The organism is Streptomyces sp. NPDC060049, from assembly GCF_042736715.1.
In the GTDB taxonomy this organism is placed as follows: domain Bacteria; phylum Actinomycetota; class Actinomycetes; order Streptomycetales; family Streptomycetaceae; genus Streptomyces.
This window is the reverse complement of sequence record NZ_JBHWVV010000013.1, coordinates 15,771-33,234: the sequence shown is the minus strand read 5'-3', so window position 1 is coordinate 33,234 and position 17,464 is coordinate 15,771. Positions and strand designations below refer to the sequence as shown.

The 17,464-nt window shown below is 74.9% G+C and carries 17 protein-coding genes; 7 read left to right on the top strand and 10 right to left on the bottom strand.

Translation table 11 applies throughout. The features are described 5' to 3' along the window. The first annotated feature begins 18 nt into the window (after positions 1-18). Genes ACFWBY_RS23935 through ACFWBY_RS23905 form a run of 7 tightly spaced genes read left to right on the top strand, consistent with a single transcriptional unit; the run spans position 19 to position 8,325 of the window. Positions 19-1,005: an ADP-ribosylglycohydrolase family protein gene (locus tag ACFWBY_RS23935; protein ID WP_385339580.1), complete on the top strand. Its 987-nt coding sequence runs from the start codon at positions 19-21 to the stop codon at positions 1,003-1,005. Further along, positions 1,002-2,570, top strand: coding sequence for an ADP-ribosylglycohydrolase family protein (locus ACFWBY_RS23930; RefSeq protein ID WP_385409697.1), 1,569 nt, complete (start codon positions 1,002-1,004; stop codon positions 2,568-2,570). Before ACFWBY_RS23935 ends, ACFWBY_RS23930 begins: the two co-directional genes overlap by 4 nt. Further along, positions 2,567-3,724: an ADP-ribosylglycohydrolase family protein gene (locus ACFWBY_RS23925; RefSeq protein WP_385339586.1), complete on the top strand. Its 1,158-nt coding sequence runs from the start codon at positions 2,567-2,569 to the stop codon at positions 3,722-3,724. Before ACFWBY_RS23930 ends, ACFWBY_RS23925 begins: the two co-directional genes overlap by 4 nt. Then, positions 3,721-5,367 carry an ADP-ribosylglycohydrolase family protein gene (locus tag ACFWBY_RS23920; protein WP_385339589.1) on the top strand — a complete coding sequence of 549 codons (1,647 nt, stop codon included), beginning with the start codon at positions 3,721-3,723 and terminating at the stop codon, positions 5,365-5,367. The genes ACFWBY_RS23925 and ACFWBY_RS23920 overlap by 4 nt, the downstream gene beginning before the upstream one ends. Next, positions 5,364-6,317, top strand: coding sequence for a ribokinase (gene rbsK / locus ACFWBY_RS23915; RefSeq protein WP_385339592.1), 954 nt, complete (start codon positions 5,364-5,366; stop codon positions 6,315-6,317). The genes ACFWBY_RS23920 and rbsK overlap by 4 nt, the downstream gene beginning before the upstream one ends. Then, positions 6,314-7,507: a CaiB/BaiF CoA transferase family protein gene (locus ACFWBY_RS23910; protein WP_385339595.1), complete on the top strand. Its 1,194-nt coding sequence runs from the start codon at positions 6,314-6,316 to the stop codon at positions 7,505-7,507. The genes rbsK and ACFWBY_RS23910 overlap by 4 nt, the downstream gene beginning before the upstream one ends. Next, complete coding sequence (locus ACFWBY_RS23905) at positions 7,504-8,325, top strand: HpcH/HpaI aldolase/citrate lyase family protein (RefSeq protein ID WP_385339598.1); 822 nt, start codon at positions 7,504-7,506, stop codon at positions 8,323-8,325. Before ACFWBY_RS23910 ends, ACFWBY_RS23905 begins: the two co-directional genes overlap by 4 nt. A 205-nt stretch (positions 8,326-8,530) precedes the next feature. Here ACFWBY_RS23905 and lgt read toward each other — a convergent pair whose 3' ends face one another. From lgt to ACFWBY_RS23855, 10 genes are all read right to left on the bottom strand, one after another. After that, the gene (gene lgt / locus ACFWBY_RS23900) at positions 8,531-9,628 is read right to left on the bottom strand and encodes a prolipoprotein diacylglyceryl transferase (RefSeq protein ID WP_385342972.1); all 1,098 of its coding nucleotides are present in this window, start codon (positions 9,626-9,628) and stop codon (positions 8,531-8,533) included. 78 nt (positions 9,629-9,706) lie between these two features. Then, entirely contained in the window at positions 9,707-10,705 is a 999-nt protein-coding gene (locus ACFWBY_RS23895; RefSeq protein ID WP_385342970.1) for a DsbA family protein, read from the bottom strand. Positions 10,706-10,837: 132 nt separating this feature from the next. Beyond that, a complete protein-coding gene (gene trpA / locus ACFWBY_RS23890; protein WP_385342968.1) occupies positions 10,838-11,650 on the bottom strand; it encodes a tryptophan synthase subunit alpha in 813 nt (270 codons plus the stop codon). Continuing rightward, on the bottom strand, positions 11,647-12,894 hold the full coding sequence (trpB, locus tag ACFWBY_RS23885) for a tryptophan synthase subunit beta (protein ID WP_385342967.1): 1,248 nt from the start codon (positions 12,892-12,894) through the stop codon (positions 11,647-11,649). The genes trpA and trpB overlap by 4 nt, the downstream gene beginning before the upstream one ends. Positions 12,895-13,087: 193 nt before the next feature. After that, the gene (trpM, locus tag ACFWBY_RS23880) at positions 13,088-13,297 is read right to left on the bottom strand and encodes a tryptophan biosynthesis modulator TrpM (RefSeq protein WP_385342965.1); all 210 of its coding nucleotides are present in this window, start codon (positions 13,295-13,297) and stop codon (positions 13,088-13,090) included. A gap of 7 nt (positions 13,298-13,304) precedes the next feature. Beyond that, a complete protein-coding gene (trpC, locus tag ACFWBY_RS23875) occupies positions 13,305-14,114 on the bottom strand; it encodes an indole-3-glycerol phosphate synthase TrpC (protein ID WP_385342963.1) in 810 nt (269 codons plus the stop codon). Between the two features lie 162 nt (positions 14,115-14,276). Continuing rightward, on the bottom strand, positions 14,277-14,807 hold the full coding sequence (locus ACFWBY_RS23870; protein ID WP_385342961.1) for a DUF2752 domain-containing protein: 531 nt from the start codon (positions 14,805-14,807) through the stop codon (positions 14,277-14,279). A 51-nt stretch (positions 14,808-14,858) separates the two neighbouring features. Continuing rightward, positions 14,859-15,110, bottom strand: coding sequence for an HGxxPAAW family protein (locus tag ACFWBY_RS23865; RefSeq protein ID WP_385342959.1), 252 nt, complete (start codon positions 15,108-15,110; stop codon positions 14,859-14,861). Positions 15,111-15,251: 141 nt separating this feature from the next. Next, on the bottom strand, positions 15,252-15,929 hold the full coding sequence (locus ACFWBY_RS23860; RefSeq protein ID WP_385342958.1) for a TIGR02234 family membrane protein: 678 nt from the start codon (positions 15,927-15,929) through the stop codon (positions 15,252-15,254). A 14-nt stretch (positions 15,930-15,943) separates the two neighbouring features. Further along, positions 15,944-17,449 carry an anthranilate synthase component I gene (locus tag ACFWBY_RS23855; RefSeq protein ID WP_385342956.1) on the bottom strand — a complete coding sequence of 502 codons (1,506 nt, stop codon included), beginning with the start codon at positions 17,447-17,449 and terminating at the stop codon, positions 15,944-15,946. Between the last annotated feature and the right edge of the window lie 15 nt (positions 17,450-17,464).

Sequence of the window (17,464 nt, the reverse complement as noted above, 5' to 3'; positions counted from 1 at the left end):
CAAGTGGAGAGGCGCGCCATGGAGCTGATTGCATGCAATCCGCAGGTCCTCCTCGAACGGGCCCGGGGCGCTCTTCTCGGACTCGCGGTGGGTGACGCGCTCGGCGCTCCCGCGGAGAACATGAAGCCGTCGCAGATCCGGGCGAAGTGGGGCCGGATCGAGGGCTTCGTCTCGGACGACCCGGCGGGTACGGACGACACCGAGTACGCGATCTTCTCGGGCCTGCTGCTGGCCCGCCACGGATCGGCGCTCACCGTCGCGCACGTCGAACGCGCGTGGCACCACTGGATCGCGGACCTGGACGAGGGCCCGTTCCGCGGCGCGGGCTTCTCGGAACGCGGCACCCTGGAAAACCTGCGCCGGGGCCTGGCGGCCCCCATCTCGGCCCAGCACCGCCACGCCTGGTCGGACGGTCTGGCCATGCGGGCTGCCCCCTTCGGCGTCTTCGCGGCGGGCCGGCCGGCGGAGGCGGCGCGGCTGGTCGCCATCGACGGCTGCGTCAGCCACGACGGCGAGGGCATCTACGGCGGCCAGGCGGTCGCGGCGGGCGTCGCGGCGGCAATGGCCGGAGGCTCCCCGGCCTCGGTGGTCTCCGCGGCCCTGTCGGTCATCCCGTCGGACTCCTGGACGGCGCGCTCCCTGCGCCGGGCGGTGACGGCCGCACCGCGCGGCGAACGGGCCGTGCGCTCGGCGGTGGTCATCGGCGGCTATCCGTGGACGGACCTGGCCCCGGAGGCGGTGGGCCTGGCGTTCGGCGCGTTCGCCGCGTGCGGGGGCGACTTCACGTCCTCGGTCCTGACCGCGGTCAACATGGGCCGGGACGCGGACACCACGGCGGCGGTGGCGGGCGCGCTCGCCGGAGCGATGTCCGGCGCCCCCGCCATCCCGGCCGCCTGGGCATCGGCGATCGGCCCGGTGCGCGGCTCCTGCCTCCCGTCGATGCGCGGTTACCACGTGCTGGACATCGCGGACCTCCTCACCCCGGAAGCCGAGACCCCCCGATGACCCTCACCCCGACCAACACGCCCCGCGCGACCCCCACCGAGCCGACCCCGACCGCAGACCCGTCACCCGAGGCGGCCCACGCCCCGTCCGCCCCGGCCCGGCACCCGGGGCCGGAGGGCCCCGCGGCCGACGGCCCCGCTGCCCTCGCGGGGGCGGCGGGGCCGTCGGCCCCCGCCGTGCCGGCCCGGGGATCCGGGGGCCCGCCCCCGGTTTCGGGAAGGGGCGGGTACGCGCAGACACCGCCCCCGCCGGCGACCGCCCCCGCCCCCGCCCCCGCCGCGCAAGGCGGCGCCGACCCGCGCACGCAGACCCGTACCGCCCCGGCGACGACCGCACCCGGCCGACGACCCGTGAGCGCGGCCGCGCACACCGACGCCGAAGCGGCGCCCGAACCGCGGCAGCGCCCCGCGGAGAACCGGCGGATCGAGGGGCTGCTCCTCGGACTCGCCGCCGGCGACGCCGCCGGGTGGCCCGCCGCGCGGCACCGCGCCAGCCGGATGCCCGAGTGGACCCGCCGGCTCACCCGCGAGCTCGACACCTTCGCCGAGCAGAACGCCACCACCACCCTCCCCGTCCCCATCGCCCTCAACCAGCCCCCCGAACCCCTGCGGCTCGGCCCGAGCGACGACGCCGAATGGGCCGCCTTCGCCGCCGAGTCCGTCCTCAGCGCCGCCGGGGTCCTGCTCAGCGACCTCTCCCGGTCCAGGAGGATGCGCGCCGCCATCGACCTCGCCTGGAACGCCCTGGCCAGCGAGGTCGCGGCGGCCGCGGAGCGCGCGCCCGAGGTCGAGTCCGCCGTCCTGCCCCTGCGCGCCCGGATCTCCGTCCGCGCCGGCCTCGGCAACCTCGCCGCCGGCCTGCGCCCGCCCGCCACCGGCCACGACAACCCGCACTACTTCGACGACGCCGCCTGCATCCGCGCCTGCGTGCTCGCCGTCGTCCACCCCGGCGACCCCCACGCCGCCGCCGACCTCGCCGAGTTCGACGCCCGGTACACCCAGGACGGCGACGGGGTGCACGGCGCCCGCGCCATGGCCGCCGCCATCGCCACCGCCCTCGCCGGCGCGGGCACCGACGCCGCCGTCGACGCCGCCCTCGAACAGCTGCCGGAGGCCACCGAGATCGGCCGCAACGCCCGGCACGCCGTCGAGCTCGCCCGCGCGGAACCGGACGGCGGCGCCTTCGCCATCGTCCCGCTCCTGGAGCACCAGATCGTCGACCACGTCTACAGCTACGGCATCGCCGCCGCCGAGACCGTCCCCGTGGCCCTCGCCCTCGCCACCGCCGCCCGCGGCCGGGTGGGCGAGGCCGTCCCGGCCGCCGCCTGCCTGTCGCGCGTCGCGGACTCCGCCCCCGCCCTGGCCGGCGCGCTGACCGGCGCGCTCGGCGGCGGCGACTCGCTCCCCGACGCCTGGCGCGAGGCCTGCCGCACCCTCTCCGGTTGCGCCCTCCCCCGCCTGGCGGGCACCGATCTCGTCGAACTCGCCGCGCTGCTCACCCGTACGGAACTCACCTCCCCGAAGCCCCAGCCCCAGCCCCAGCCCCGAGGAACGGCCCGACCATGACGATCGACCCCACTCTCACCCTGGACGACAGGATCACCGGCGCACTCGTCGGAGCCGCCGTCGGCGACGCGCTGGGCGGCCCGGTGGAGGGCTGGACCCCGGAACAGATCGTGGATCGCCACGGCGGCCGCGTGCGCGGCATCGTAGGACCGTGGCACGAGGACTGGCGCACGGCCCGGCCGATCGCCCCCTACCACAAGGGCGACGGCCACGTCACCGACGACACCCTCATGACGCACGCCCTGGTACGGGTCTACGAGGCGGTCCGGGACCATCTGGACGCCTACGCGGTCTGCGACCACCTCGTCCCCGACCTCATGACCACCCCCCGCTGGATCCCCGAACTGGAAGCGGACGCCCTCCCCCTCCAGCGGATCTTCCTCGCCGAGAAGTGGATCGTGGCCCGGCTGCACTACGGGCACGTGGACCCGCGCGAGGCGGGCAGCGGCAACATCGTCAACTGCGGCGCCGCGATGTACATGGCTCCGGTCGGCCTCGTCAACGCGGGCAACCCGGCCGCGGCGTACGCGGAGGCGCTGGACGTCACCGGCGCGCACCAGTCCTCGTACGGCCGGGAGGCGGCGGGCGTCTTCGCGGCGGCGGTGGCGGCGGCCTGCGTGCCGGGCGCCACGGCCGCCACGGTCGTCGACACCGCCCTGTCCCTGGCCAAGGACGGCACCCGTTCGGCCATCGCGGCGGTCTGCGAGGTCGCCGCAGGCCACCGGGACTTCGAGTCGGCCCTGACGCCGCTGCGCGCGGCGGTCGCCCCGTACGACTCGGTGGGCCCCGACTACCGCAAGCCGTCCCTGGGCGCGCGCCGGCCGTCTCGCCTGCACTCGATCGAGGAGCTGCCGATCGCGCTGGGCATGCTGCTCATCGCCGACGGGGCGTACGAGGGTTCCGTGCTCGGGGCGGTCAACTACGGCCGGGACTGCGACTCCATCGCCACCATGGCGGGGGCGGTCGCCGGCGCCCTGTCCGGCGAGGCCGCCATCCCGCCGGCCTGGTCCAAGCAGGTCGCGGAGGCCAGCCGCCTCGACCTGCACGCCCCGGCCGCGGCGCTTGCCGCGGTGGCCCGGGAGGTCTTCGCCCGTGACCGCTCCCGCCGCCGGGCCCACGAGTCGGCCTTCGCCGCCCTGACGGCTCCCCGGTGACGGCCGCCTGCGCGGGCCCGGCCGGCGGTGTCGCCGGGCCGCCGGCCGCCGACGGCGACCGCGTCCGGCTGACCTGGGTCCAGCCGGAGGACCTGGTCGGCCACGAGTTCCGGCAGGCTGCCGAGGACGGCCGCGGCGAGGCGGTCCGGCCGCTGCTGCGCGTCTGGCTCGCGGCGGGCGGCCACACCGCCCCGGCCCGGGCGGGTGCCTCCCCCGCGCCGGCCCCGCCGGAACTGCGCGCCTTGGCGGCCGACGTCCTGACGGCCCTCGCGGCCCTCCCCCGCCCCGAGGCGGCCACGGAACCGGACTCATGGCCCGCCATCACCGCCACCTGGAACACCCGGCCGACACGACCGGCCGCAGCCGCCCGTACGGGCACGACCCCGGCAGCGGGCTCGGGCGGCCCGGCGTCCTGGGGCTTGCCCCTGGTTCCGGGAAGGGCTGGGGTGGGGGAACCCTCCCCCGCCCCCGCGGTCGGCCCGCGGACCGCCGCTCCCGGAACCCCGTACCCGCCCCGGGCCGCGGCCACCGCCTCCCGGCCCGGCGGCGCCACCGGCCCGCACGCCACCGCCCCCGAGGTCGACGACCCGCTGCGCCGCAGGCTGGAGGCGGCCTGGGTGGGCCGCGCCGTCGGGTGCGTGCTCGGCAAGCCCGTCGAGAAGCTGCCGCTCGACGGGATCCGGGCGCTGGCCCGGGCCGCCGGGAACTGGCCGCTGGACGACTGGTTCACCGCCGAGGGGGTCCCCGCGGAGCTCCTCGCGGCCCACCCCTGGAACCGCCGCTCCGCCCCCACCTCCCTCGCCGAGAACATCGACGGCGCCCCCGAGGACGACGACCTCAACTACCCCCTGCTCGGCCTGCTCCTCCTCCAGCGCCACGGCAAGCGGTTCACCACCGCCGACGTGGGCCGGCTCTGGCTCGACGAGCTCCCCGCCGGCCGCACCTTCACCGCCGAGCGGGTCGCGTACCGCAATCTGCTCCAAGGGCTGGAGCCGCCGCTCACCGCCACGCACCACAACCCCTTCCGCGAGTGGATCGGCGCCCTCATCCGCGCCGACGTGCACGGCTGGACCAACCCGGGCGACCCGGCCGGCGCCGCGGCCCAGGCGTACCGGGACGCCGCCCTCACCCACACCGGCAACGGCGTCTACGCGGCCCTGTTCGTCGCCGCCGCCACCGCCGCCGCGGCCACCGGCCGGGCCGACGTGCACACCGCGCTGCGGGCCGGGCTGGCCGTCGTACCGCCCGGCTCGCGCCTCGCCGAAGCCGTCCGCTTCGGGATCCGGACGGCCGCCCGGGAGATCGATTTCGATACCGTCGTGGACCGGCTGCACGCCCGCTTCGGCCACTACCACTGGGTCCACGCCGTCCCCAACACCGCCCTGACCGCCGCCGCCCTCACCCATGCCGACGGCGACTTCACCCACTCCATCTGCCGCGCGGTGTCCGGCGGTTGGGACACCGACTCCAACGGCGCGACCGCCGGCGCCCTCGCCGGACTGCTCGCCGGGGACCCCGGGAACATCGCGCACCGGTGGACCGCCCCGCTGAAGAACCGCCTCGCCACCACCGTCACCGGCTTCGACGGCACCGGCTTCGACACCCTCGCCCACCTCACCGCACAGGAGGCAGCACGCTCATGACGGCCATCGCCGTGCTCGGCAGTACCAACATGGACCTCGTCGCCTATGTCACCAAGGCTCCCCGGCTCGGGGAGACCGTCACCGGCCGCGCCTTCCGCACGGTCCCCGGCGGCAAGGGGGCCAACCAGGCCGTCGCCGCCGCCCGCGCCGGCGCGGAGGTGGTGATGATCGGCGCGGTCGGGACCGACGAGTTCGGCGTACGGCTGCGCTCCGCGCTCGCCGCGGCCGGGGTGGAGACCGCGGCCCTGCGCACCGTCGAGGGCGCCAGCGGCACCGCGCACATCACCGTGGACGACGAGGGCGGCAACAGCATCGTCGTCATCCCCGGCGCCAACGCCCGCGTCACCGGCCTGGAGGCGGGCGACGCCTCCCGCATCGGCGCCGCCGACTCCCTCCTCCTCCAGCTCGAACTCCCCCTGGAGGCCGTGCTCGCCGGCGCCCTCGCCGCCCGCGCCCAGGGCGTCCGTACGATCCTCACCCCGGCCCCGGTCCAGCCGCTGCCTCCCGAACTCCTGGCCGTGACCGACCTGTTGGTGGCCAACGAGCACGAGGCGGCCGCTCTCACCGGGCTCACCGACCACCGCCGGGCGACCGAAGCGCTGCTGCACCTCGTGCCCGAGGTGGTCGTCACCCTCGGTGCGGCCGGGTCCCTGTACGCCGCCCGCGGCCGGGAGCCGCTGGCCGTGCCGGCCGCCCGCGCGCGGGCCGTGGACACCACGGCCGCCGGGGACACCTTCGTCGGCGCGCTCGCCGTGGCGCTGGGCGAGGGCCGGCCGGTGCCGGAGTCCCTGCGCTGGGCCTCGGCGGCGGCCGCGCTGTCCGTGCAGCGCCCCGGCGCGCAGGACTCGATGCCGACCCGCGCGGAGACCGACGCCGCTTTCGAGGACCTCGCGGAGCCGGCGGAGTCCGCGGAGCCGTCGGATCTCCTGGAGCGGGAGGCCCAGGCGTGAAGGGCCCCGCTCCGCTGCGAGGGCTCCGCGTCCTCGACCTCGCCACCCTCTTCGCCGGCCCGCTCGCCGCCACCCTCCTCGGCGACTTCGGCGCCGAGGTCGTCAAGATCGAGCACCCGCTCCGCCCCGACCCCTCCCGCGGCCACGGCCCCGCCAAGGACGGCGTCGGCCTCTGGTGGAAGCTGCTGGGCCGCAACAAGCGGACGATGACCCTCGACCTGTCCACCCCCGGCGGCCGGGACACGCTGCTGCGGCTGGCCGCCACCGCCGACGTCGTCATCGAGAACTTCCGCCCCGGCACCCTGGAGCGCTGGGGCCTCGGCTGGCCCGAGCTGTCCGCCGCCAACCCCCGGCTGGTCCTGACCCGCGTGACGGCCTTCGGCCAGGAGGGCCCGTACGCCCACCGGCCCGGCTTCGGCACCCTCGCGGAGGCGATGAGCGGCTTCGCGGCGATCACCGGGGACCCGGACGGGCCGCCGACGCTGCCGCCGTTCGGGCTCGCGGACTCGATCGCCGCGCTGACCACCGCGTACGCCGTGATGACGGCGCTCGCCGGCCGTGACCGCACCGGGCACGGGCAGGTGGTGGACCTCGCGATCATCGAGCCGATCCTGACGGTCCTGGGACCGCACCCGCTCTGGTACGACCAGCTCGGCTACGTGCAGCAGCGCACCGGGAACCGTTCCACCAACAACGCCCCGCGCAACACCTACCGCAGCGCGGACGGGCGCTGGCTGGCGGTCTCCGCCTCCGCGCAGTCGATCGCCGAGCGCGTGATGCGGCTCGTGGGCCGGCCCGAGCTGATCCGCGAGCCCTGGTTCGCGGAGGGGTCCGGGCGGGCCGCCCACGCGGACGTCCTCGACGACGCGGTCGGCGGCTGGATCGCCCGGCACAAGGCGGACGAGGTGATGGCGGCGTTCGAGGACGCAGAGGCGGCCGTCGCGCTGGTCTACGACGTACGGGACGTGATGGCCGATCCGCAGTACGCGGCCCTGGACACGCTCACCGAGGTCGAGGATCCGGAACTCGGCCCGATCCGCATGCAGAACGTCCTCTTCCGGCTCTCCGGGACCCCCGGCTCCATCCGCTGGGCGGGCCGCCCGCACGGCGCGGACACCGACGACGTCCTCAGCGAACTCGGCCTGTCCGCCGTCGAGATCGCCGCTCTCCGCACCGAGGGAGCCTTGTGATCCTGACCTGGCTCTACGTCCCCGGCGACCGCCCGGAAGTGGTCGCCAAGGCCCTGCGCGCCGGAGCCGACGCCGTCATCGTGGACCTGGAGGACGCGGTGTCGGCCTCCCGCAAGGAGTACGCCCGTCGCGCCACCGTCGAACTGCTCGGCACCGGGCATCCGGTACCGGTCCACGTCCGCGTCAACGCCCTGGACTCCCCCTGGGGCGGCGCCGACCTCAGCGCCCTCGCCGGGCTCCGGGGCCTCGCCGGACTGCGGCTCCCGAAGATCTCCGCGCCCGGGCAGATCGCCGCCACCGCCGAACGCGTCGCCGGGGTGGCCCTGTACGCCCTGCTGGAATCGGCGATCGGTGTGGAACGGGCCTACGAGATCGCCCGCGCGCACCCCGCCCTGCGCGGGCTGTCCCTGGGCGAGGCGGACCTGCGGGCCGATCTCGGTGTCACCTCGGAGGCGGGCCTGGACTGGCCGCGCTCGCGGGTGGTGGTCGCGGCCCGCGCGGCCGGGCTCGCGCCTCCGGCCCAGTCGGTGTTCCCCGATATCCGGGACGTGGAGGCGCTGGCCGCCTCCTGCGCACGGGGCCGCTCGCTGGGCTTCCTGGGGCGCGCGGCGATCCATCCGCGCCAGCTCCCGGTGATCGAGCGGGCCTATCTGCCGGGCCCGGCGGAGGTCGCGGCGGCCGAGGAGATCCTGGCCGCGGCCCGCCGCACCCCGGGCGCGGTGGCCCTCCCCGACGGCCGTTTCGTCGACCCGGCGATGCTGGCAGGCGCGGAACGGGTCGTCGCCCTGTCCCGCCGGGACGCTCCCGTACCGTCCTGAGCGGGTGCGCGGGCCGCGCGGACGGGAAACGGGAGGGGCGGGGCCCCGGGGGGGGGCGCCCCACCCGCGGCCGCCCGCCCCCCCAACGAGCCTGATATGGCGCGTGGGGGAGGCCGGGTTCGGTGGCGGGGGGGCCGCGCGGACGGGACTCGGGAGGGGCGCCGCGCGGTGCGCGGCGCCCCTCCCGTCGGGACCGGAAACCCAGTCAGAGCTTCTTGGCCTCGGTGGCTCCGGCCTTGTCCTTGCCGTCGGCTTCGGCGCCACCGTCCCCGGCTTCGGCGTCCTCCGGCTCGTGTTCGGCTCCGTCCCCGGACCGGCCGCCCTTGGACTCGCCGTCCTTGGCCAGGCCGTCCTTCGCCAGGCCGTCCTTGGCCAGGCCGTCCTTCGCCAGGCCGTCCTTGGCCAGGCCGTCCTTCGCCAGGCCGTCCTTGGCCTCGGCTGCGGCGTCCTCGGCCGGGGCGTCCCCGTCCTCGGCTCCGGCCACGGCGTCGGTGTCCGGCTCGACGACCTCCTCGCGGCCCGGCCGCAGCTTCGCCGACAGGACCAGGTAGACCACGGCCAGCACGAAGACCACGATCGAGGTCCACACGTTGAGCCTCAGGCCCAGGATGAGGTGGGCCTCGTCGACCCGCAGGTACTCGGTCCAGACACGGCCCAGGCAGTACGCGGCGACGTACAGCGCGAACGCCCGGCCGTGTCCGAGCCTGAAGCGGCGGTCGGCCCAGATGACGAGCAGGGCGACACCGACGCACCAGAGCGATTCGTAGAGGAAGGTCGGGTGGTAGGTGCCCGCGGCCCGGTTCGGGCCTTCGGTGATCTCCACCGCCCACGGCAGGTCGGTGGCGCGGCCGTAGAGCTCCTGGTTGAACCAGTTGCCCCAGCGCCCGCAGGCCTGGGCCAGCGCGATGCCGGGGGCCAGGGCGTCCGCCCAGGCCGGCAGCGGGATGCCGCGCAGCCGGCAGCCGATCCAGGCGCCGACCGCGCCCAGCGCGATCGCGCCCCAGATGCCGAGGCCGCCCTCCCAGATCTTGAGGGCGTCGACCCAGTTCCGGCCTTCGCCGAAGTAGAGCTGGTAGTCGGTGATCACGTGGTAGAGGCGACCGCCGACCAGGCCGAACGGCACCGCCCACACGGCGATGTCCGCGACCGTGCCCGGCTTACCGCCGCGGGCTACCCAGCGCTTGTTGCCGAGCCAGACGGCGACGAAGACGCCGATGATGATGCAGAACGCGTAGCCGCGCAGCGGGATCGGTCCGAGATGGAGCACGCCCGTCGACGGACTGGGAATGAAGGCAAGGTTCATGGCAAGACCCGACGCTACCTTGCCGGACGGTGGGGAGGGCAACCCGTCCGGCAAGCTGCTGCCGAATCGAGACGGCCCTCAGTGGTCCATGGGCATCCCGGAGTGCGCCGGGGAGCGATCGGCGGAGCCCGCCGAGCCCGTGGACGTACGCCCGGCCGAGCGCGCCGGTGCGGAGGAGGACGGGGCCGCGGAAGAGGCCGAGCGGCCGGACGAGGCCTTCGTCGAGCCCGACAAGGGCGGCGCCGAAGAGGCGGACGGGGACGGGGACGCGGAGGTTTTCGCGCCGCCGGGGGTCTTGCCCGCGGCCTCCACCTTCTCCTTCAGCTTCTGCGGGGTCAGCGGGTTGGCCTGGTCGCCGAAGATGTCCTTGCCGTCGAGCAGCACGGTCGGGGTCCCGCGGAACTTCCCGGTGCGGAAGGCCTCCTGCGACTTCTTCACCCAGCTGTCGTGCGTGCCGTCCTCGACGCACGCGCGGAACGCCGGGGTGTCCAGCCCGTCGACCTTGCCGGCCAGCTCCAGCAGCTTCGCGTTCTTCGCGTAGGCGTCGTTCGTCTCCTCGGGCTGGTTCTCGAAGAGCAGGTCGTGGTACGGGGAGAACTTGCCGGCGTCCTGCGCGCAGGCCGCCGCGTTCGCGCTCCTCAGGGAGCCGCTGCCGCCCATGTTCCCGTCGATCAGGGTGACCAGGTGGTAATCGACCTTGAGGAGCCCCTTGCCCTCCAGCTCGTGGACGGTGTCCCGGTAGTTGGTCTCGAAGGACTTGCAGGCCGGGCAGCGGAAGTCCTCCCACACGGTCAGGGTGGAGGGGGCCTCGCCCTTGCCCGTCCGGATGGCGAGCGCGTCGGTGCCGGTGGCCCCCGACGGGGCGACCAGCGGGCCGCCCTTGGCGGACGAGCCGCCCTTGCCCGTGTTCGCCGCGATCAGGCCGACGACGGCCGCCAGGCCGAGTACGCCGACCACCGCCGCCGACACGATGAGGGTCCGCCGGCGCTTGTCCTTGGCCTTCTGCCTCTCGCGCTCCAGCTGGAGTCGTTCGCGGGCCGATCGTTTCGTCGCATCGCGGTTCGCACCGTCGTTCATGTCGCTCACGTTCGGCCAAACGAAGCGGGGAGGCACTCTCGTGCCTCCCCGCCCCCACTTCCACCCGATCGGGCTACAGAACCCGCTCAGGGGTCCGTGTCCGTGCTCGAACGCGCCGCGATCGGACGCGCGTCAGCTCCGGCGGACGCCTTGCGCGAGCTCGCCCGCCAGCGCCCGCACGGCGGCCAGCCCGGCCGCCTGGTCGGGCGCGTCCAGCAGCAGCTTCACGAAGGCCGAGCCGACGATCACCCCGTCGGCGAAGCCGGCGACCTCCTTGGCCTGGGCGGCGTTGGAGACGCCGAGGCCGACGCAGACCGGGAGTTCGCTGGTGGCGCGGGTGCGGCGCACCAGCTCGGCGGCCTGGTCGCCGACCGACTCCCGGGTGCCGGTGACGCCCATGAGCGAAGCCGCGTAGACGAATCCGGAGCCGGCCGCCGTGATGGTGGCGAGGCGCTCGTCCTTGCTGCTGGGGGCCACGACGAAGACGGTCGCGAGACCGTGCTCGGCCGCGTGCTCCCGCCACAGCGCGGACTCCTGGACCGGCAGGTCGGGCAGGATGCAGCCCGCGCCGCCGGCCGCGGCGAGCTCGGCCGTGAACCGCTCGACGCCGTAGCGGTCGATCGGGTTCCAGTAGGTCATGACCAGGATCGGGGCGCCGGTGGCCTCGTGCGCCTCGCGGACGGTCCGGATCGTGTCCGCGATCTTGACCCCGCCGCGCAGGGCGATGTCGTCGGCGGTCTGGATGATCGCGCCGTCCAGGACGGGGTCGCTGTGCGGGAGGCCGATCTCGACCACGTCCGCGCCGCCGGCGATGACGGCCTTGACGGCTTCGATGGCACCGTCCACCGTCGGGAAGCCGGCCGGGAGGTAGGCGACGAGGGCCGCGCGGTCCTCGGACTTCGCCTTCGCCAGGGTGGCCGAGAGGAGTTCGATGTTGCCGCTCACTTGGTCTCCCCCGAGGTGTCGTACAGGTCGAAGTAGCGGGCGGCGGTGTCCATGTCCTTGTCGCCGCGGCCGGACAGGTTGACGACGAGCAGCCCGTCCTTGCCGAGCTCCTTGCCGAGGTCCAGCGCGCCCGCGAGGGCGTGCGCCGACTCGATCGCCGGGATGATGCCCTCGGTGCGCGAGAGCAGCCGCAGCGCCTGCATCGCCTGGTCGTCGGTGACCGCGCGGTACTCGGCGCGGCCCGCGTCCTTGAGGTAGGAGTGCTCCGGGCCGATGCCCGGGTAGTCCAGGCCGGCCGAGATCGAGTACGGCTCGGTGATCTGGCCCTCCTCGTCCTGCAGGACGTAGGAGCGGGAGCCGTGCAGGATCCCGGGCTCGCCGACGGTCAGGGTGGCCGCGTGCTCGCCGCTCTCCACGCCGTGCCCGGCGGGCTCGAAGCCGACCAGGCGGACGTCGGAGTCCGGGATGAAGGCGTGGAAGAGGCCGATGGCGTTGGAGCCGCCGCCGACGCAGGCCGCGACGGCGTCGGGCAGGCGCCCGGCCCGCTCCAGGATCTGGCGGCGGGCCTCGACCCCGATGACCCGGTGGAAGTCGCGGACCATGGCGGGGAAGGGGTGGGGGCCGGCGACCGTGCCGAAGAGGTAGTGGGTGCGGTCCACGTTGGCGACCCAGTCGCGGAACGCCTCGTTGATGGCGTCCTTGAGGGTGCGGGAGCCCGACTTCACGGCGATGACCTCGGCGCCCAGCATGCGCATGCGGGCCACGTTGAGGGCCTGGCGCCGGGTGTCGACCTCGCCCATGTAGATGACGCACTCGAGGCCGAAGAGGGCGCAGGCGGTGGCGGTGGCCACGCCGTGCTGGCCGGCTCCGGTCTCGGCGATGACGCGGGTCTTGCCCATGCGCTTGGTGAGCAGCGCCTGGCCCAGCACGTTGTTGATCTTGTGTGAGCCGGTGTGGTTCAGGTCCTCGCGCTTGAGGAAGATCCGTGCGCCGCCGGCGTGCTCGGCGAACCGGGGCACCTCGGTGAGGGAGCTGGGGCGGCCGGTGTAGTTGACCATCAGGTCGTTGAGCTCGGCCGCGAAGGCCGGGTCGCCCTTGGCCTTCTCGTACTCGACGGCGACCTCGTCCACGGCGGCGACGAGCGCCTCCGGGATGAACTTGCCGCCGAAGTCGCCGAAGTAGCCCTCGGCGTTGGGGGTGTGACCCTCGGGGTCCGGGATGAAGAAACTGCTGGCGCTGGACATGCCCAGGTACTCCTACGGATGCGACGCGGATGTCTTCACCGTATTGCGCCGCCCGCCCCGGGCGCGCACACCCCGCTGGGGCGTGCAGAACGTACGGGACGGGGCGGTCCGCGCCGGAGCCGGCGGCTCGGGCGCGGGACCGCAAGGGGACGCCGGCGGAGCGGTGCGCACTGCACCGTCCGGGGCTGCCTCGTTACGACGCGGCTCCGGGTCGCCATCGCATGCCGTTGACCTGACCGGGCTCGGAGCCGATCACGTACCGGACCCGCCGCCCGTGGACGCGCCGGGCCGGGGCGCGGCAGCCGCGGGGGCGGCAGCCGCGCGCCAGGGGCGCGTGCACCGTCGGCACCGCGGCCAGGCGGGAGCCGGGCCGGGTGCGGACGCTGGGGCGGTCGTCGGTCACGGGTGGGTCAGCTCCGCCCGTGGCGCAGGGCGGGGTGGGCGCCGGCGGCGACGAGGTCGGCCACGGCCGCCTTCGGGTCGCGGCCGGTCACCAGGGACTCCCCGACGAGGACGGCGTCCGCGCCCTCGTTGGCGTAGGCGATCAGGTCGTGCGGCCCGCGGACGCCGGATTCGGCGACCTTGACGATGTGGGCCGGGATCTCGCCGACGATCCGCTCGAAGGTGGAGCGGTCGACCTTGAGGTCCTTCAGGTTGCGGGCGTTGACGCCGATGATCTTGGCGCCTGCCGCTACCGCACGCTCGATCTCCTCCTCGTCGTGGACCTCGACGAGCGGGGTGAGGCCGATGGACTCGGCCCGCTCGATGAGGGAGACGAGGGCCTCCTGCTCCAGGGCCGCGACGATCAGCAGCACGAGGTCGGCGCCGTAGGCGCGGGCCTCCCACAGCTGGTACGCCGTGACGATGAAGTCCTTGCGCAGGATCGGGATGTCCACGCGGGCGCGGACGGCCTCCAGGTCGGCCAGCGAGCCGCCGAAACGGCGCTGTTCGGTGAGGACGGAGATGATCGCCGCACCGCCCGCCTCGTAGTCGGCGGCGAGCCCGGCCGGATCGGCGATGGCGGCCAGCGCGCCCTTCGACGGGCTGGAGCGCTTGACCTCGCAGATCACCTTGACGCTGTCGCCGCGCAGGGCAGCGACGCCGTCCTTGGCCTGGGGCGCCTTGGCGGCACGCTCCTTGAGCTCGTCGAGGCTGACGCGCGCCTGCCGTTCGGCAAGGTCTTCGCGGACCCCTTCGATGATCTCGTCGAGCACACTCACGCGAGCGGCCCCCTTCCGGGTCGATGGCGGTCGGCCGCCTTGCAGACACGTACAACTGCAAGGTCAGCACTTCAAATGGTATCCGCAGGAGGCCTCGCCCTCCGCACGGGAGGGACGGCGTCCCATCAAGTGGACATCCGGAATCTGACCCTCACCCGCAGGTCAGGGCGCCAGGAAGGACCCTGCGGGCAGGTTCCGGACAACCGCGAAGACGAGCGCCGCCGCACCGATTCCCCACCAGTACGGCGGCCTCACGACGAGCCTCGGGGCCGGTCCGCCGCGATAGGCGCGAACCAGCCACAGGGCCATGAAGCCCGCGAAGACGAAGTAGCCGACGACCGCCAGGGCATTTGCCCCGAAAGCTGTCGCGAGATCGCCTTGGGCGAACGCGTGTGCGCTGCGCAGCCCGCCGCATCCGGGGCACAGGACCCCGGTCAGGCGGAACAGCGGGCAGACCGGGTAGTGGCCGGGCTCGTTCGGGTCCACGGTGCCCACGTACGCGAGCGCCGCGGCGGCCGCGGCCAGTGTGAGCGCCGGGGCCGCGAGGCGCCGGGCCCGGGAGGCGGGCACGGCGGGGGGACCGCCCCGGGGTGGCGCCGCGGGTACGGCGGGCTCCGCGGGCGCCGGTGACGGCGCGGACGGCGCGAGTTCGGGAGTGCGTGAGGCGTCCACCCGCTGATTCTCTCCGCTCATGACAAAAGGCGCAGCCCGACGGGCCGCGCCTTTCGGTGCCTTCGGTCCGACTCAGACCTTGGCGGCGATGCGGTTGGCGGCGATGACCTCGGCGAGGTCGGTGCGCGTGGCCTTCGGCCCGCCCATGCCCGCCGCCTTCATCGCCATGCCCACGACACCGCCGAGCGCGACGATGACGAGGCCGGCCCAGAAGCCCAGCGGGTTCGCCAGCACCATGAAGGCGCCGGAGACGCAGAAACCGATGAAGGCGATGATGACACCGGTCCAGGCGGCCGGGGTGTGTCCGTGGCTAGTGCCCGCCATGAGTTGCTCCTCGTTGCTCTGTCGCACGTCGCACGTGCTGTGTCGAACGCTCGGTGGTCATTGTCCCGCACCAGTCGGCAGCGGTGGTAACGGGGTCCGCCCGGCCGCCGCGGTGGGGCTCCCGGCGGGCCAGGTCGGGCCCTAGGGGGCCTTGTCCCGGCCGGTCGGGTCCTCGCCCCGGTCCAGGGCCTTCCACAGGTCCTCGGGCCGGTCGGGGTCCACCACGGGCGCCTTGCGGGGCCTCGGGCTGCCGTCACGCTCGTAGCGGCCACCCATGGCGGGCCAGGCGTGGCCGAACCGCAGGGCCAGCAGCCCCGCCACCAGGATCAGGGCCGCGGCGGCGGCCGTCACGTAGGGCCAGGCCGTCTGTGTCAGACCGGCCACGCGCGCCGCGGTGTCCGCCGTCGTACGGGCCGCCTCCGCGTCCAGGGCCCGGCGGCCGTCGGAGCGGGCCAGCGCGGCCACCGCGGCGCCCAGGCCGCTCAGCGCGAGCAGCGCCGACACCAGCAGCCGGCTCTTGCCGCGCACGGCGAAGACGGCCACCAGGGCGGCGAGGCCCACGATGGCCAGCGCGGCCGGCAGGCCGGTGACGGCCCGGCCGTCGGCGCTCAGCGGCAGCGAGCCGCCGCCGACGGCGGCGACGCCCCGGGCCCACACGCGGCCGGAGGCGAGCAGGACGACGGTGGCGCCGAGCGTGCCGAGCAGCAGGGCGACGGCCACGCTGCGGCGGCCGCCGCCCTGTTCTCTCCCGGCCTCGGGCTCGGGGGCGTCGTCGGCGCGGTCGGTTCGGGGTGGGGGTACGGCACTCACGTACCCCACTATCCCCTACGGGCTCAGGCGCCGTGGAGGCGGTTCGCCGCTCCCACCGCGCGCAGCACCGCGGCGGCCTTGTTGCGGCACTCGGCGTCCTCCAGTTCGGGCACCGAGTCCGCGACGACCCCGGCGCCCGCCTGGACGTACGCCTTCCCGTCGCGCAGCAGCGCGGTGCGGATGGCGATGGCGGTGTCGGAGTCCCCGGCGAAGTCGAGGTAGCCGACGCAGCCCCCGTACAGGCCGCGGCGGGTGGGCTCCAGCTCCTCGATGATCTGCATGGCGCGCGGCTTGGGCGCGCCGGACAGGGTGCCGGCCGGGAAGCAGGCGGTGAGGACGTCGAAGGCGGTCTTGCCCTCGGCGACGCGGCCGGTCACGGTCGAGACGATGTGCATGACGTGCGAGTAGCGCTCGATGTTCATGAAGTCGACGACCTCGACGGAGCCCGGCTCGCAGACCCGGCCCAGGTCGTTGCGGCCCAGGTCGACGAGCATGAGGTGCTCGGCGCGTTCCTTGGGGTCGGCCAGCAGCTCCTCGGCGAGCTCGTGGTCCTGCTGCGGGGTGGCGCCGCGGTGCCGGGTTCCGGCGATGGGGTGGACCATGGCCCGGCCGTCCTCGACCTTGACCAGGGCCTCGGGGCTGGACCCGACCACGTCGAAGCCGTTCTCGAAGCGGAAGAGGTACATGTACGGCGACGGGTTGGTGGCCCGCAGCACCCGGTAGACGTCGAGCGCGGAGGCCCGGCAGGGGGTCTCGAACCGCTGCGAGGGCACCACCTGGAAGGCCTCGCCGGCCCGGATCCGCTCCTTCACGTCCTCGACGGCGGCCTGGTACTTCTCTCCGCCCCAGAGGACCGAGACCGTGCCGTCCTCGAAACTCGGCATCTCGGAGGCGGGCAGCGGCATCGGGGCGTACGGGGCGGGCCGCGCGAGGTCGGCCTCCATCGCGTCGAGACGGGTGACGGCGTCCGCGTAGGCCTCGTCCACGCCGGCGGCGAGGTCGTTGTGGTTGATCGCGTTGGCGATGAGGAGGACCGTGCCGTCCCAGTGGTCCAGGACCGCCAGGTCGGAGGTGAGGAGCATCGTCAGCTCGGGCAGCCGCAGGTCGTCCTCGGTGTGCTCGCCGATGCGCTCCAGGCGGCGCACGATGTCGTAGCCGAGGTAGCCGACCATGCCTCCGGTGAAGGGCGGCATGCCGGAGGCCAGGTCGCGGGGCGTGTGCAGGGCCTCCACGGTCTGGCGCAGGGCTTCGAGGGGGTCGCCGCAGGTGGGGACGCCGACGGGCGGGGTGCCGATCCAGTGCGCCTGGCCGTCCCGGACGGTCAGGGTCGAGGCGCTGCGGACGCCGACGAAGGAGTAGCGCGACCAGGAGCGGCCGTTCTCCGCGGACTCCAGCAGAAACGTCCCGGGACGTTCGGCGGCCAGCTTGCGGTAGAGCCCGACGGGCGTGTCCCCGTCCGCCAGCAGCTTGCGGCTCACCGGGATGACGCGGCGGTCGGCCGCGAGCTTGCGGAACGTCTCAAGATCCATTGCGTGGCACCTTAC